We start from the raw sequence: 16,267 nt of genomic DNA on the forward strand, positions 1-16,267 counted from the left end.
TGGCCGATGAATTCTGCCGGGATGGCAACCTTGCGAATATTTCTTTTCGTTTTATTCATAGAATTCCTTTTTAGGGTTCTATGGCTAACACGTAAACAAGGACTTCGCAAAAGATGTATCTTTTGAAGGGTATACCGACGAAATCTTGCTCCTGGAGGCTAATATGGTGATGACTTTAAACCATCACCTTTTATTTTATAGTTAGCGCTTGTTATTTTGACGTCCACCCATTTAATAAGCTTGGATTCCGTGTCTGCTTTTTTTTGATTGGTCGATATTTTATATATTGGCGGTATGAATAAGATTTTATTGGGTATTTGCTTTGCTTCGTTTGCCGTTTTGGTGGGGGCATGCTCTGATAGTACTGGCGACTCTTGCAATGGAGTTTGTGCCGATCCGGCTTATCATTGCGATCCTGTTTTTAATGTGAAGCGTCTGTCTGGCAGGGCGTATTCTGAATGCGAAGAGAATATCGTTCGTTATATCGATGACTTGCAGGAATGCAACGATATTTGTCTTGGTGAAACGATTTACAACGAAAAAGAAATTCACCTGAGCTATTTTGATTTTAATCATTGGTATTGCGACTTGTCGGCCAAGGGCAAGAAGAATGAGACTTGCAGCATCAAGTATGTGGGCTCGACTTTCGATGCTTTGCAGCGTACTGTTGGTTATTGCGATATGGATCATATTGTGTCGGATGGGGCCATTAAGCATTTTGTGTGTGAAAGTGGTGACACTGTTTCTGTTAATGAGGGTTTGCGCCGGAAGAAGGCTTTAGAGGGTTCTTCTGTTCGTTAGAGGTTTTATGAATTATTCAGAAGTTTTGGAAAACGCCCGCAAGAACATTGGCCCCAATTGCCAGGTTTGCCCTGTCTGCAACGGTTTGGCCTGCAAGAACACTATGCCGGGCCCTGGCTCCAAGGCTCCGGGAAACGGTGCTAACGATAACTATAATGCTTGGAAAAAGATCAAGCTGAATGTGGACACTTTCGTGCCCAATACACCTATCGATACCAGCACCAATTTGCTGGGATTGAAGTTGAGTTTCCCTTTGATTACGGCTCCTATCGGGTCTATTGCCATGCAGTTTAACCCCACCGACGACGTGGCGGATTTCAACGAAAAGTGCATGGCCGCCTGCGAGACTCGTGGAATTTTCCATGCCTACGGCAATGGCCGCGACCAGCGTATTTGGGACCGTGCCATTGAATCGGGCAAGGCTCATGGGAACAATGGAATTCCTGTTTTCAATCCGGGAACCAACGAAGGTATCATGGGTTTGATGGACCTGTATAAGGATTGCTTACCGCAGGCCATGTGTGTGGTGGTGGATAGCGCAGGCCTTCCGCACTTAAAGACTTTTAACGGCAAGGGTGGCGGAACCAAGACTATCGAAGATCTGCAGGAATTGAAGGCTTATGCCAAGGTTCCCTTTATTGTCAAGGGCATCATGAGCGCACGTACCGCCCTGAAGGCCATGGAAGCCGGTGCCGATGCCATCATCGTTTCTAATCATGGTGGTCGTGTTCTGTCGGATACGCCCGCTACCGCCGAGGTTCTTCCGGAAATCGTCGCCGCTGTTAAGGGTGCCAACGCGGCAAGTCGCGCAGCGGGTGCAACTTCCGGCGCAACTCACCAGACCAAAATCCTCGTGGATGGCGGAATCCGCTCTGGCCTGGACGTTTTTAAAGCTCTCGCTATGGGCGCAGACGCCTGCCTCATTTGCCGCCCAGTGCTGATTTCTTACTACGGCGGCGGTCAGGAAGGCATTGAATGCTACCTGGATAAAATCAAGGCTGAACTTGAGGACACCATGTACATGTGCGGTGCCCGAAAAATTGCAGACATTGATCGCACTATGATCCGCATGGGCTAAATCTGCAATGAACGCAAAGTGCTGCGAATGGCATAAGAAAAAAGCTCCCCTCGAGGGAGCCTTTTTTATAAGCTGAATTTTACGCCGGCAGAAAATGATCCGACTTGTCCAGCACCAAGTTCAAAGAAGAATGATGTGTCTAATCCGAATTCGAAGCCGATTAAAGAGATGTGGAATACAGCTTCAACATCAAATGTGTCACTGTCAAAAATTGTGGCGACCCCGAATGCCAACTGGGAGTAACAACGAAAATCTGTCTTGTTGACCCAATTGAACTTTGCCTTGGGCATGAGCGAAATGGTATGCATATTGATATCATTTGCGACGTATGCGTAAGTCAGGAAACCACCGGTTTCAAGAAGTTTTCCGACTTCAAATCCGTAGGCAATGTTGAATGAACTTGCCGTTATAAAGTCTACTTCTTCATCTTCGAAATCTTTATCGAAAGCATGTGATATTATGTTGCCAGACACAATAGCCATAGCATTGAGATTGAAATAACCATAGCTTATGCTGATATTCTGTTCATGGTCCGAACTAGCGAACGCCGATGCGTACGAAAGCAGTAAACCAAGTACGAAGATGATGGCTTTATTCAAAAGAATTAACCTTCGCATTCCTCGTCGGCTTGCGGGTTAATAAACCTTGCGTTGCCGATGGTGCGGTCTGCGATCCACTGGCGCACAGCGCGTTCTGCAGCGGCTCCAAGAATTTCCTTCTTGTTCTTTTTCTTCAGGCCTTCGTGATGGGGGAGGAGGCCGAAGTTGAAATTCATGGGCTGGAAATCTTCGTTTTCTTCTACCAGGCGGTTCATCAGGGCACCGATGCAACTTTCATCCGGCAGCGGGTCGGCGGCGCCGTGCAACAGCGTCTGTGCCATGTTCCATGCGGCGTACAAACCGGTGGCAACTGCTTCGGTGTAACCTTCGGAACCTGTAATCTGGCCGGCAAACCAAGTAGGCGGAATATCCTTGGCGCATTCCAGTTCCGGGCGCAGGCGCAAAGTCTTGTCCAGGAACTTGGGTGAATCGATGAAGGTGTTGCGGTGCATGCAGCCCAGGCGTGCAAAGTTGGCGTTCTTCAGGGCCGGCACCATGGTGAAGATTTCCTTCTGGGTGCCCCACTTGAGGCGAGTCTGGAAGCCTACCATGTTGTACAAAGTCTTCTGCTTGTTTTCGGCGCGGAGCTGGATTACAGCGTACCAAAGTTTGCCGTTGTTGCCAAGGCCCAGACCGATGGGGCGCATGGGACCGTGGCGCAAAGTTTCGTAACCGCGGCGGGCCAGTTCTTCTACAGGCAGGCAGCCTTCGAACAGTTCGTGCTTTTCGTAGGGGCGGGGTTCCACAGATTCTGCGTCCACAAGGGCGGCCACGAATTTCTCGTAGGTTTCGCGATCTAGGGGGCAGTTGATGAAGTCTGCGGTTTCGCCCTTTTCCCAGCGGTTCATATAGAAGGCGTGGTCAAAGTCGATGGAGTCGGTTTCTACCACGGGAGCGATGGCGTCGTAAAAGTGCAGACGGTCGCTGCCTAGACGCTTGAAAATATCGTCGGCTAGAGTATCGCTGGCTAGGGGGCCTGCGGCCACTAGGGTAGGGCAGTCGCCTTCAAGCGACGTCACTTCTTCGCGGTGCATGGTAATGTTTGGGCAGGCCGCGATGCGTGCTTCTACCAGTTCGCTAAAGATGTCGCGATTTACGGTCAAGGAATCGCCTGCGGGAACGGCTGCTTCGGCGGCGCATTCCATGAGAAAACTGCCCAGCATTCTCAGTTCCTGTTTCAGAAGTCCGTGGGCACTTGTGACACCGAGGGCCTTAAAGCTGTTGGAGCAGACCAGCTGGGCCAAGTGGCCGTCACGATGGGCGGGGGTAGGCTTTACCGGGCGCATTTCATAAAGGTGAACGTCAAAACCGCGGCTTGCCAACTGCAATGCGGCTTCACAACCGGCGAGACCGCCACCAATCACACGAACTTTCTGAGTCATTAGTTCATCACCATTTTTCTGTAAGTCTTGGCGTTTCCGATCCAGAGCTTCACAAGAAGTTCTTCGAGAGATGCCGAGGTGACGCAATCTGGATCAGCATCCTGGATTTCATCAGAAATCATATTGGCCTGGGTGATGTTCAGCATGCCGTAATAGAGTGCTTCCATCAGCTGGGACAGAAATTCGGGCGAAACCCGTGCGATGGTTTCCATGTCGTTTAGGGGAGGAAGCTGAGACTTGTCGGGCTGGAACTGGTCCAGGTTGTCCATAGTCCACATGTCTGCGGCGCGGCCCATGTCGGAGTTAGCGGCGATACCCTTTAGACTGGAGCGGTATTCGTTCCATTCCTTGTCGGTTGTCTTGCCGGCCTTACGAATCTTCTTCAAAAAAGAAAGTACAGCGTAGTACAAATCTTTTTCTTTCTGGTTTGCTTCCCTTTGGGATACTGGAATCATGGATACCTATTAAAAATTCGAAAGAGTCGCGCCGCACGAGGCGACGCAACTGATTAATGAAATTAGTGGCGGAAGTGACGCATGCCGGTGAAGACCATGGCCATGCCGAACTTGTCGCACATTTCGATAGACAGGTCGTCCTTCTTGGAACCACCCGGCTGCACGATGTAGCGAACGCCAGCGTCGTGAGCGGCTTCAACGTTATCCGGGAACGGGAAGAAGGCGTCGGAGCCCATAACGACTTCGCTGAACACCTTGGCTTCCAGAGCCTTGAGACCAGCTTCGTTGATCAGCTTGCCTTCGGCGTCGAAGAATTCCTTGGCTTCTTCCATGCGGGCCACGTTGTCGCGAACGCGGGGCTGGCAGAGGCGGAGGTTGGAGTCGATGCGGTTGGGCTGACCGGGGCCAAGACCCATGATCTGGAAGTAACCGGGCTTGTATTCGTAACCCATGACAATGGCGTTAGACTTGGTGTGCTTGGTAACGATCCAGGTGAAGCGGGCCAGGTCTTCCTTGTTCTTCGGGAACTGAGCCTTGGTAACGGTTTCGAACTTTTCGTAAACGTCAACGTCGCGATCCTGAACCAGCATACCGCCGATCACATGCTTGTAAACCTTGCAAGTGGTGGCCTTCTTGATTTCGCCAACTTCCAGGAGGCGGATGTCCTTGGACTTGTTCTTCAGGAATTCGAGAGCGTCGTCGTCGAATGCCGGAGCGAGGAGGATTTCCACGAACTTGCCCTTGAGGAATTCGGCAGTGTTCAGGTCAACCTTGGAGGTAACAGCGATCACGGAACCGAAAGCGGACACCGGATCACCTGCCCATGCAGCTTCCATAGCTTCGCGGAGGTTTTCGCCGGTAGCCAGGCCACAGGGGTTCATGTGCTTAACGATCACGACTGCATTGGAACCTGCAAATTCGCGAGCCATTTCCAGGGCTGCGTCTGCGTCAACAATGTTGTTGTAGGACAGTTCCTTGCCCCAGTGCTGCTTAGCGGTAGCCAGGCTAGCTTCGGTGCAAGTGGGGTCGCGGTAGAACACGGCGGACTGGTGAGAGTTTTCACCATAGCGCATGGGTACCGGGTCAACGAATTTGAGATTCAGTTCTTCAGACATATTATCCTCTTTGGGGGTTAGTTAATAAAATTATGAGTTATAAATTATGAATTATGAGATTTTGTTTGACGGCGCTGCCGCACTTGTGAAAGCCTATATCTCGTACTTCGTAATTCATAATTGAAACCTTTAGGTTTCAGAAGGTTCACCGCCGAATACGGAGGCATCCGGGTTGATGTTATCCAGGGGGTCTTCGGGTTCTACAACCAGATTATAATAGACATTGTTCTTTAGTTCGTCTTCGATGTAGAACAAGGTTCCGCCCATGGCACTACCACAGCCGGCGCATGCTCCCTGGAAACGGATCTTCAGGCGGTTGCCGTCTACCAGGTCCAGAATTTCGAGGTCGCCACCGTCGCCCTGCAGCGTTCCGCGGACAGACTTGTGGAGCCATTCCTCGATCTTTTCGATCTGCTGGATCTTGGTCATGGCGTTCCATTCGGCATCGGCTTCGGCTCGACCTTCTGCGGTCTGGGTGCGGTACTTGATGCGTTCCATCTTTTCGCGGATGATGATGGCTGTAGCCTTCTTCTCGGGGTATTCCTCAAGAATTCTTGCAATCAGCTTGTTCATCTGACCGATTTCAGGAGCGTCTGCTGCAATGGCTCGAACTTCGGGAACGTCTCGCAATTCTTCTTCGATAGATTCTGCGGTAATCTTGCAGGCGTCGTCTACAGTCACCATCTGGATCTTCTTGCAGAATGTGTCTGCCAGGGCCGTGAATACCGGACCGCCATAGGTAAAGAAACGTGTTTCGAGAATCTTGTCGCAGTCCGGGTCGATCATCAGGTAGACCTTGAGACTTGCTTCCTTCACATCCACCAGTGCCAGGCCCTTTTCGTCGGCCTCGATCTGGAAGATTGCCCCGCGATACTTGGGGGACTTTGCAATATCTTGCACCTTTTGGGAAAGTGTGCTTGTTACATCTTCACTCATACGCTAAAAAGTTAGAAATTTTTCTTTAGAGAAATCCTTTCGCCTCTTGTCCGTAGGCTCGAAGAACCGTTCTTTTTTCTTTTTATGGAGCCCACGCGGGGGTAGCTCTCGCAGCTCCGGCAGCAGCGATTAAACGAATAAAGCCCCGCTTTCGCGGGGCATTCTTTAACCTTTAACCTTTAACCTTTAACCTTTAAGCTTTAATAATCGTGTCCTTGGCGAGAACCACAATGCCGGATTCGGTCACGTGGAACAGCTTGCGGTCGCGTTCCAGGTCGTAGCCGATTTCGAAACCGGCCGGAATATGCAGACCCTTTTCGATAATGGCTCTGCGAACCTTTGCGCCCGGGCCGATAGTCACGTTGGGGAAGAGGATTGCTTCTTCGACCATGGCGTCCTTCTGGATGGATACGCCCGGAGAGAGGATGCTCTTGACCACGGTACCGCCACCGATGATGCAGCCGGAAGACACGATGGAGTCAATAGCTGCGCCCTGATGAGCTTCGTTATCGCCTGCGAAGAATCGTGCAGGAGGCTGGTTCCAGTTGAAGGTACGGATAGGCCAGTAGTTGTTGTAAAGATCGAACGGCGGATTTTCGGAGCAAAGGTCCATGTTCGCTTCGAAGAAGGCGTCCAAAGTACCCACGTCGCGCCAGTAACCCTTGGTACGGGACTGTTCGCCGCGAACGATGTTGGTGTTGAAGTCGTAGACGTAGACCGGATAGTCCTTGTAGAGGGCCGGAATGATGTGCTTGCCGAAGTCGGTAGCGCCGCTTTCTGCACCCTTCATCAATTCACGTACAAGGAACTTGCTGGTGAAGATGTAGTTGCCCATAGAAGCCAGGCAGTAACCCGGATTGCCCGGCATTTCCTTGGGATTCTTGGGCTTTTCTTCGAAACCGATCATACGGTTGTCCTGGTCCACTTCGATAATGCCGAATTCGCTAGCTTCGGAAACCGGAACGGGAATGGCGGCGATAGTCAGGAGGGCTGCGCGGGACAGGTGGAAGTCGATCATCTGGTTGATGTCCATCTTATAGATGTGGTCACCACCGAAGATTGCCACCAGGTCCGGACGTTCGTCAGTAATCAGGTTGATGTTCTGGAAGATTGCGTCAGCAGTTCCCTTATACCAGTCATCGCCGGTACGCATCTGGGCGGGAACCAGGTCCACGTACTGGTCCAGGCTGGCGTTCAGGTTCCAGGCAGCAGAAATGTGCTTGTTCAGAGAGTCGGACTTGAACTGGGTCAAAACCTTGATCTTGAAGATGCCGGAGTTGATGAAGTTGTTCAGAACGAAGTCGATAATACGGTAAGTACCGCCGAAATGAACGGCAGGCTTTGCACGGTCGCGGGTGAGGGGCTGCAGACGGCTGCCCTGGCCACCGGCCATGATCATGCAGAGAATGTTTTTCTGGTGTTCTCTAGAATAGGACCAGCTCATATTGCCTCGTGTAGTTAGATGGCTTGAAAAAATTTACTTGCCTAATCTATCAATTTTTCGCCTAAAATGGGAGATTCTTGCGAAAAAACAATAATTTTTTTGTAAGATTTTTTATTTCATACAGGAATAGTAGACTTTAAAACGGGGATGCGATAGGTTCGGCTCGTACTGCAGGGGGCGGTCGGGACAGGATTTTTCTCACATTTTCACAAAAAACTCGTTTGACGTACCCGATTTTTTTATACATTTTCAGCGTTCGAAAATTCTCGAAAGGGCGAATTGTGCGCAAAACGTGTCCAGGTCGCCTTAACATTAACCAAATAGGAGCTCATAATGTCTCTTACTCTGAACGACATCAAGCACCCGAAGATCAAGGCTTGGGTTGAAGAAGTCATCGCAATGTGCGAACCGGATAACGTTGTTGTTACCGACGGTTCCGTTGAAGAATACAACACTCTTATGCAGAAGTGCGTTGACGCTGGTCTCGCTACTAAGCTCGCTAAGAAGGAAAACTGCTACCTGTTCCGTTCTCTCCCGTCTGACGTGGCTCGTGTTGAATCCCGTACCTTCATCTCTTCTGTTAAGGAAGAAGACGCAGGTCCGACCAACCACTGGATCGACCCGGTTGAACTGAAGAAGACCATGTCCGGTCTCTACAAGGGTTGTATGCACGGCCGTACCATGTACGTGATTCCGTTCTGCATGGGCCCCCTCGGTTCTGCAATCTCCAAGAACGGTATCGAAATCACTGACTCCGAATACGTCGTTCTCAACATGGACATCATGACTCGCGCCGGCAAGAAGGTTCTCGATATCTTCAATGCTGACCCGAACGCTGACTTCGTTCCGTGCCTCCACTCTGTTGGTAAGCCGCTCAACAACGGCGAAAAGGACAACGGCATCTGGCCCTGCGCTGACGTTGAATTCAAGTACATCTCCCAGTTCCCGGAAGAACACCTCGTGTGGTCCTACGGTTCCGGTTACGGTGGAAACGCTCTGCTCGGCAAGAAGTGCTTCGCTCTCCGTATCGCTACCGTTCTCGCTCGCGACGAAGGCTGGCTCGCTGAACACATGCTCATCCTCAAGCTCACCAACCCGAAGGGCGAAGTTAAGTACGTAACTGGCGCATTCCCGTCTGCTTGCGGTAAGACCAACCTCGCTATGCTCATCCCGACTATCCCGGGCTGGAAGGTCGAAACCATCGGTGACGATATTGCATGGATGAAGTTTGGTGCTGATGGCCGTCTCTACGCTATCAACCCTGAAGCTGGCTTCTTCGGCGTTGCTCCGGGCACCTCCGCAGAATCCAACAAGAACGCTCTTATCTCTGCTGAAAAGAACACCATCTACACCAACTGCGCACTCACTGAAGATGGCGACGTATGGTGGGAAGGTATCGGCTATCCTGCAACTGGCAAGCTGGTTGACTGGAAGGGCAATACCCGTGACGCTCTCCCCAAGGACAAGGCTCCGAAGGGCGAAGAAATGGCTCACCCCAATGCTCGCTTCACCGCTCCGGCATATCAGTGCCCCTGCATTGCTGAAGAATGGGAAAATCCGGCAGGCGTTCCGATCTCCGCAATCCTCTTCGGCGGTCGTCGTCCGTCCACCATTCCTCTGGTTCACCAGTCCCTGAGCTGGAACCACGGCGTGTTCCTCGGCTCCATCGTTGGTTCCGAAATCACCGCTGCTTCCACCATTAACGCTGCTGAAGTCGGTAAGATCCGTCGCGACCCGTTCGCAATCCTCCCGTTCTGCGGCTACAATATGGGTGACTACTTCAAGCACTGGATCGAAATCGGTAAGAAGTCTACCGAAGACAAGCTCCCCAAGATCTTCTACGTCAACTGGTTCCGTAAGGACGCTGACAATGCAGAACTTCCGGGTGGCTTCATGTGGCCGGGTTACGGCGACAACAGCCGCGTCCTCGCTTGGATCTTCGACCGTTGCAACGGCGTTGACAATGCTAAGGAAACCCCGATTGGTCTGATGCCGGCAGACGGCGCCCTCAATGTTGAAGGCCTCGCTGAATGCTACAAGAAGACTCTCCCTGCCATCACTTCCGTTGATGTTGAAGGCTGGAAGAAGGAACTCGCTGACGTTAAGGAAAATCACTATCCGAAGTTCGGCGCTCACCTTCCGAAGGAACTGAACGACATCATCGACATGATCCAGGATCGTCTGAACAAGGCATAATTGTCTTAGGTGTCATCCTGAGCCGAAAGGCGAAGGATCTAGCCATTAAAACGGTTCGCAGCTTAACGGTTGCGACCCGTTTTTTTTATATTACCCATACCAGATTAAACGACAAATTATTTGTCAATTAAGCTGCATTTTCTATATCCCCATAACGGTTTGCGAACTGGATTTTGGGTGCCTAGAAAGTGCAGCTTTTTTTGTTTGGAGGAAAAATGAGAAGTATGGAAATTCAGAAGATGTCTTTTCCGAAGATTATGCCGCTGTTGGAATCGTGCATCCGTGAAATGGAGGGGGCTGCAAAGAAAATTCGTGCGACGCTTAAGACCTTCCCGATAGGTCGTCTTCGGGTTTCGCCCCACCGAGGTTCATATCAGTATTTTCATGTGGCAGAGAATAGCAAGCAGGTGGGATCAAGAGGGACTTATATCCCGACGTCGCAGAGGAACTTGGCTTGCGGGTTGGCGCAACGGTCGTACAATGAGACTATGACGGAGGCGTTTACCCGCGGTGCAGATTCGTTGAAATTTGCCTTGCAGGAATTGAATCGTCTAGAAATTGAAAATAGCTTCACTGCACAGGGACCTGGTCGTTGTCAGCTTCTTTGCCCCATTTATTTACCTGACGATCTTTACGCAGAACGCTGGCAGAAGGTGGAATATCAGGGGAAGCTTTTTTATGAAGACGAAGTTCTGCTGACCACCGTCAAAGGGGAGCGAGTCCGCTCAAAGTCTGAAGTCATCATCGCGAATATGTTGAATCAGATGGGGGTGCCGTACCGCTATGAATATCCGTTGAGGCTATCAAGCGGGCGAGTCGTCTATCCGGATTTCACATGCTTGAACGTCCGCACTCGGGAAGAATTTATTTGGGAACACTTCGGGCGGATGAATGATGAGGACTACCAGGTGAAAACTTTTAGGAAGCTAGATAGCTATGCAATGGATGGTTATATCCATGGAGTCAACTTGATTTACACCATGGAGAATGATGTACGCCCGGTGAATTCGAAAACCATTGAATTGTTGGTGCAGCAGTTCCTGCTGTGAGGCGTTGTGCGGACGTTTCAGCTGTAAGGCGTAAAGATGTGTTTTTGGCGAAAGATGCTGTCAAAATAGGTGGAAGTGGCTGTCGAAAATCGGTTTTATTCGGATTTGACCGCCACTTTTGGGGGCATTTACTGGTATTTTGTGGAAATATGGCTGTCTAAAGACGTTATTTAGGCGTTTAGACCGCCATTTTTTATGTGTTCACGCTAGTTTTGGGGTGGCATGGTGCTCAAAGACGTGTGTTGTGCGGTAAAATGGCTGTCAAAATGTCGTTTTAGGTGGTTTTGACAGCCACCCTGCGGTAGAAACACTGAAAATTTGGCGGTCAAGAAGTGCTTTTTGAACATTTAGACCGCCAGTTTGCGTGGTTTCGCACAATCTGCGAGATTTCGCGCATTTGAATCGCCAGCAAACTCCCTTGAACGAATTTCTGAAAATTTCTATCGTTGGCACGCGAAATCAACGAGAAACCGCTGTTTGGTGTAAGGCTCCTGTTGATTTTATAAGGATAAATTCGTGAGTTCCAAATCAAAATTCACGTTCTTGATGTTCCTTCTGGGAATGCTTTCTGCCTTCGGGCCCTTCGTTACAGACCTCTACTTGCCGGCTTTGCCGAACCTGGCTGACTACTTTAAGGCGACGCCTTCTGCTTCGCAGTTGAGTCTTACCATGAGTATGCTGGGGCTCTCCATCGGTCAGCTGTTCATTGGTCCTCTTAGCGATAAGTATGGTCGCAAGCGACTGCTCCTGATTTGCCTTGTGCTGTTCGTTTTCGGTACCATGGCCTGTATCGTGAGCCCGGACATTGCCACCTTTAATATCTGCCGCTTGATTCAAGGTCTTGCGGCATCTGGCGGCATCGTGATCGCCCGTTCTGTTTCTGCCGATAGTTACCGCGGCCCGGTGCTGACAAAGTTTTTGGCCATGGTCAGCGCCGTGAATGGGGTGGCTCCTATTGCAGCACCTGTGCTGGGCGGCTTCCTGCTGAACTTTATGAGCTGGAAGGGAACTTTTGCGGTGCTTCTCGTTTACGGTTTCATCTTGCTGTTTATGGCAGGGAAGTTCCAGGAAAGTCTTGCGCCTCGCCGTCGCAGTCAGAAGCCGTTACTTTCTAGCTTTACCTTGTATGTAGACGTCTTCCGCAACAGGGAGTTCGTCCGCTATTTTGCGGTTTGTTCCGCTTCCATGATCGTGCTGTTTGGCTACATCGCTTCGTCGCCCTTCATTTTCCAGAAACTGTATGGCCTTTCTCCCATGGGCTTTAGTTTCTGCTTTGCCTTGATCGCCTTCTGTACGGCGGTGGGCTGCGCCTCTTCCGGCAAGATCCGCAGTGATCGCACTGCCATCAAGATTGCGGGCTTCGGTGTGTTCTTTGCAAGCCTTGCCGTTGCCGCCTGCCTCTTGACCCATGCGCCGCTGCCTCTGTTGCAGTTGAGCTTCATGGTCACGACCTTCATGTTCGGTTTGATGCAGCCGCCCGCCAGCGCCCTGGCCTTGAACGCCGAACGCAAGAATGCTGGCACCGCTTCCGCCGCCATGGGGGCAGCCGGCTTCCTGATGGGCGGTATCGCTTCGCCGATTGTTGGCTTGGGCGATATTGCCGTGAGTGCTTCGGCCATGCTGGTGACCGGTGGATTTTTGACCATGGTCTTTATGCTGGTGGCCAAGGCTAAAATGCCTAAAAAAGGTTAGCGGTTCTATTGGGGCGGTAAGCCCCATTTTTTTTGTTTAATCGCACCGAAAAATGCAGATTATTAGAAAAAAGTGCGAAAAAAATTACACTATCTTGTTCGCTCTTTAAAAAAAAGCCTATATTACAACTTGGAATAGTTTTGCAAGTGGTACTTTGTAAGGGTACTTTAAGAAGGAATTGGGCTATGAATCGTTATGACTTGGTGCTTTTGGGACTTATCCTTGAGCATGAACGCAGCGGCTATGATATCATTACCGAAGTGCGTGAACGTGAACTTGATAGATGGGCTAACTTGAGCACCTCGACGGTCTACAACCGCCTTACGACTCTCGAAAAGAATGAATGCATCAAGGGCCGCACCGAACGCGACGGTAACCGTCCGGAACGTGTGGTGTTCAACATTACCGATAAGGGTAGGGACGTTCTGAGAAAGGAAGTGCTGAAGCACTTGACCGGCTTCAATGATGATCCCCGTACCTTGGGTTTTGCATTCCTGTTCGGTGCCGAAAACAAGGAAGTTATTCGCACTCTGGAAGCTCACGAACGTCGACTGGTCCAGGAAATCGAGGCTCTCGAAAAGATGATCGCCAACGAACCGCGTCCTACCTTGTATCCCGAAGGACCGTTCTTGAACTGCATGAGCCGTGACCACATTCTTGTTGAACTGAAGTATGTGCGTGCCGCTATCGGCATCCTGCGTGACCCGCTGCGCAGCAAGAAGTTGGATGGTTATTTCTACATCAACTTCGGCAGCCGTCCTTTCAACATGGAAGATGGTGAAGTTTCTGCAGAAAGCACTGAAAAATAATGTTTTTTAAGGGGGGCCTGGGCTTAAAAAGCTCATGCCTCTTTTTTTTATTTCTAAATTTTTAACAAAATTTTTACTAACCCCTCTAACGGAGATAAAATGGCTACAACAAAGACAAAGAAGCCCGTTGCAAAGAAGGTGACCGCTAAGGCCGCTGCTAAGTACGGCTACTTCGATGACGCTAAGAAAGAATACGTTCTCACCAACCCGGCAACCCCGATCAAGTGGTGCAACTATGTTGGTACTCTGAACTTCGGCGGTATCGTTGATACTACCGGTGGTACCCTGGTTTGCAAGGGCGACCCGGCTCTGAACCGTATTACCAAGTACATTGCACAGATGCCCTGCTCTGACTTCAAGGCAAGCACTGTGTACATCCGCGTCAAGGATGGCAAGGGCTACAAGATTTTCTCTCCGTTCGTAGTTCCGACCCTCACCAAGATGGACAAGTGGGAATGCCACGTTGGTCTGTCCTACATGCGTTGGAATGCCGAAGCTTTCGGTCTCGCCGTTCAGGTGACCATCTTCGTGCCGACTGGCTCTAACACTCTCCTCCAGGACATCCAGGTGACCAACCTCGGTGGTGCCGCTAAGGAAGTGGATATCATCCCCGTTTACGAATTCAGCCACTTCGAAGCTGAAAAGCAGCTCACCAACGCTGACTGGGTTCCCCAGACCATGACTCTCAAGGCTCATCCCGAAAAGTCTGGCCACGTCGTTCTCGAACAGTACGCTTACATGAAGCGTGATTTCGCCGTGAACTACGTTACCGCTGACTGCCCGATCAAGAGCTTCGACGGCGACCGTCGCGTGTTCCTGGGCTCCAACGAAATGGGTTCCTGGGCAAATCCGCTCTCTCTCCAGAACAAGGAACTTTCTAACAGCGAATGCGACCGCGGCGACAATATCGCAGCTCTCATGATCCACGCTGGCAAGATCGCTGCCAAGAAGACTTTCCGTACCTGCACTCAGCTCGGTCAGGAACAGTCTCTCAAGGTTGCTGCTAAGGCTATCAAGAAGTACCGCGACCTCAAGAACGTCGACAAGGCTTTCGAAGATCTGGCTCAGTTCTGGGTCAAGTACCTCTCTACCATCCAGGTGGAAACCCCGGATGCAGCTTTCAACTCCATGGTGAACGTGCACAATCCTCGTCAGTGCCACACCACCAAGAACTGGTCTCGCTACCTGTCCCTGTACCAGCTAGGCTACGGCACCAGCCGCGGTATCGGTTACCGTGACTCCAGCCAGGACCTCATGGGCGTTATGAGCCACATGCCGGAAGAAGCTCTGGTTCTCGCTAAGAACCTGCTCTCCGTACAGCGTCCGGAAGGTAACGCTATGCACCAGTACGCTCCGCTTGCTCTTGAAGAAGACAACGGCAACGAAGCTAACGCCGGTGACTCCCGCGAAAAGAAGGGCGTGCTCGATGAAAACGGCAACCCGGCTTACGCTGACTGGTATGGTGACGACCACCTGTGGATCGTTCTCACCGTTGCCAACTACCTCAAGGAAACTGGCAAGCTGGAACTCCTCAAGGAAGAAATTCCGTTCTACGAAGCTGGCAAGAAGCGCGCTCAGCGTGAAAAGGGCACCGTGCTCGAACACCTCAAGCGTTCTGTCAACTTCAGCCGCACTCACCTCGGTAAGCACGGTCTTCCGCTCCTCGGCTTCGCTGACTGGAACGACTGCATGAACCTGCCGCTGGGTGCAGAATCCTCCTTCAACACCGGTCTGTACGCAAAGGCCCTTCTCGAAATGATGGACATCTGCGAAACTCTCGGCGACAAGGAATCTGTCGAAATGTACAAGGGCTGGTACGAAGATGTCAAGAAGGCATTCAACGACTGCGCTTGGGACGGCAAGTGGTGGATCCGCTGGTTTGGCAAGGACGGCACCGCATACGGTACCAACAAGGCCAAGTATGGTAAGATCTATTGTAACAGCCAGTCTTGGTCTGTGATGTCCGGTATCGCTTATGGCGAACGTGCAGTGCAGGGCATGGACAGCTTGAACAAGCTCCTGAACACCGCTAACGGCGTTAAGAGCTCTACTCCGGGTTACCGCGGCTTCGATCCGACCGTTGGTGGCATCTCCACCTATCCTCCCGGAGCAAAGGAAAACGGCGGTATCTTCCTCCACACCAATCCGTGGGTGATGATCGCTGAAACCATCCTGGGCCGTGGCGACAAGGCATTCCAGTACTACAACCAGATTAACCCCGCTGCAAAGAACGTCAAGCTTGACGAATTCGAATCCGAACCGTACTGCTATCCGCAGAACATCCTCGGTGACGAACACAAGCAGTTCGGTATGGGCCGTAACGCATGGCTCTCCGGTACCTCTTCTTGGACCTACCAGGCTGCTACCCAGTTCATCATCGGTGTTCGCGCTAGCTTCAAGGGCTTGATCGTTGATCCTTGCATTCCGTCCGCATGGGGCGAATTCAAGGTGACCCGTAAGTTCCGTGGCGCTACCTACGAAGTGTCCGTGAAGAACCCGAAGCACGTCTGCAAGGGCGTTGCCAAGATGGTCGTCGACGGTAAGGAAGTTGATTCCAACATCGCACCGGTGTTCACTTCTGGCGTACACAAGGTCGAAGTCACCCTGGGATAATTTGAACCATAACGCTGCGTGATACGGCGTTGCTCGCCCCCTCACGTACGACTTGTACGCTACGGGGGCTCGCGCCTTGTCTCACTTGGTTCTGATTC

The 16,267-nt window shown here is 51.2% G+C and carries 13 protein-coding genes; 7 read left to right on the forward strand and 6 right to left on the reverse strand.

Annotated elements, in window-relative coordinates; translation table 11 throughout:
* Positions 1-294: 294 nt before the first annotated feature.
* Positions 295-801: a hypothetical protein gene (locus BUB73_RS07685; protein WP_101479231.1), complete on the forward strand. Its 507-nt coding sequence runs from the start codon at positions 295-297 to the stop codon at positions 799-801.
* 7 nt (positions 802-808) lie between these two features.
* Positions 809-1,879: an alpha-hydroxy-acid oxidizing protein gene (locus BUB73_RS07690; protein ID WP_073284836.1), complete on the forward strand. Its 1,071-nt coding sequence runs from the start codon at positions 809-811 to the stop codon at positions 1,877-1,879.
* Between the two features lie 65 nt (positions 1,880-1,944).
* Here the strand turns inward: BUB73_RS07690 and BUB73_RS07695 are convergent, their stop codons facing one another.
* The 6 genes from BUB73_RS07695 to glgC form a co-directional block, all read right to left on the reverse strand.
* Positions 1,945-2,361, reverse strand: coding sequence for a hypothetical protein (locus BUB73_RS07695; protein ID WP_139259151.1), 417 nt, complete (start codon positions 2,359-2,361; stop codon positions 1,945-1,947).
* 122 nt (positions 2,362-2,483) lie between these two features.
* Entirely contained in the window at positions 2,484-3,860 is a 1,377-nt protein-coding gene (trmFO, locus tag BUB73_RS07700; protein WP_073284839.1) for a methylenetetrahydrofolate--tRNA-(uracil(54)-C(5))-methyltransferase (FADH(2)-oxidizing) TrmFO, read from the reverse strand.
* Entirely contained in the window at positions 3,860-4,315 is a 456-nt protein-coding gene (locus BUB73_RS07705; RefSeq protein ID WP_073160952.1) for a hypothetical protein, read from the reverse strand. The genes trmFO and BUB73_RS07705 overlap by 1 nt, the downstream gene beginning before the upstream one ends.
* Positions 4,316-4,377: 62 nt before the next feature.
* Entirely contained in the window at positions 4,378-5,430 is a 1,053-nt protein-coding gene (locus BUB73_RS07710) for an IMP cyclohydrolase (protein WP_073160950.1), read from the reverse strand.
* Between the two features lie 129 nt (positions 5,431-5,559).
* Positions 5,560-6,366, reverse strand: coding sequence for a NifU family protein (locus tag BUB73_RS07715; protein ID WP_073160948.1), 807 nt, complete (start codon positions 6,364-6,366; stop codon positions 5,560-5,562).
* Positions 6,367-6,559: 193 nt separating this feature from the next.
* Entirely contained in the window at positions 6,560-7,810 is a 1,251-nt protein-coding gene (glgC, locus tag BUB73_RS07720; protein ID WP_073238817.1) for a glucose-1-phosphate adenylyltransferase, read from the reverse strand.
* 333 nt (positions 7,811-8,143) lie between these two features.
* On the opposite strand from glgC, the gene BUB73_RS07725 reads away from it, so the two are divergent.
* The 5 genes from BUB73_RS07725 (at position 8,144) to BUB73_RS07745 (ending at position 16,169) form a co-directional block, all read left to right on the forward strand.
* Complete coding sequence (locus BUB73_RS07725; RefSeq protein WP_073160944.1) at positions 8,144-10,006, forward strand: phosphoenolpyruvate carboxykinase (GTP); 1,863 nt, start codon at positions 8,144-8,146, stop codon at positions 10,004-10,006.
* Between the two features lie 488 nt (positions 10,007-10,494).
* Positions 10,495-11,055, forward strand: coding sequence for a PDDEXK family nuclease (locus BUB73_RS07730; protein ID WP_175552194.1), 561 nt, complete (start codon positions 10,495-10,497; stop codon positions 11,053-11,055).
* Positions 11,056-11,571: 516 nt separating this feature from the next.
* Positions 11,572-12,747 (forward strand): multidrug effflux MFS transporter, encoded by a 1,176-nt coding sequence (locus BUB73_RS07735; protein ID WP_139258435.1) that lies wholly within the window; start codon positions 11,572-11,574, stop codon positions 12,745-12,747.
* A gap of 185 nt (positions 12,748-12,932) precedes the next feature.
* Entirely contained in the window at positions 12,933-13,556 is a 624-nt protein-coding gene (locus tag BUB73_RS07740) for a PadR family transcriptional regulator (RefSeq protein WP_073160938.1), read from the forward strand.
* Between the two features lie 99 nt (positions 13,557-13,655).
* Complete coding sequence (locus BUB73_RS07745) at positions 13,656-16,169, forward strand: glycoside hydrolase family 94 protein (RefSeq protein WP_073284844.1); 2,514 nt, start codon at positions 13,656-13,658, stop codon at positions 16,167-16,169.
* Positions 16,170-16,267 lie beyond the last annotated feature (98 nt).

The sequence above is a fragment of the Fibrobacter sp. UWH6 genome, from assembly GCF_900142465.1.
Lineage (GTDB): Bacteria > Fibrobacterota > Fibrobacteria > Fibrobacterales > Fibrobacteraceae > Fibrobacter.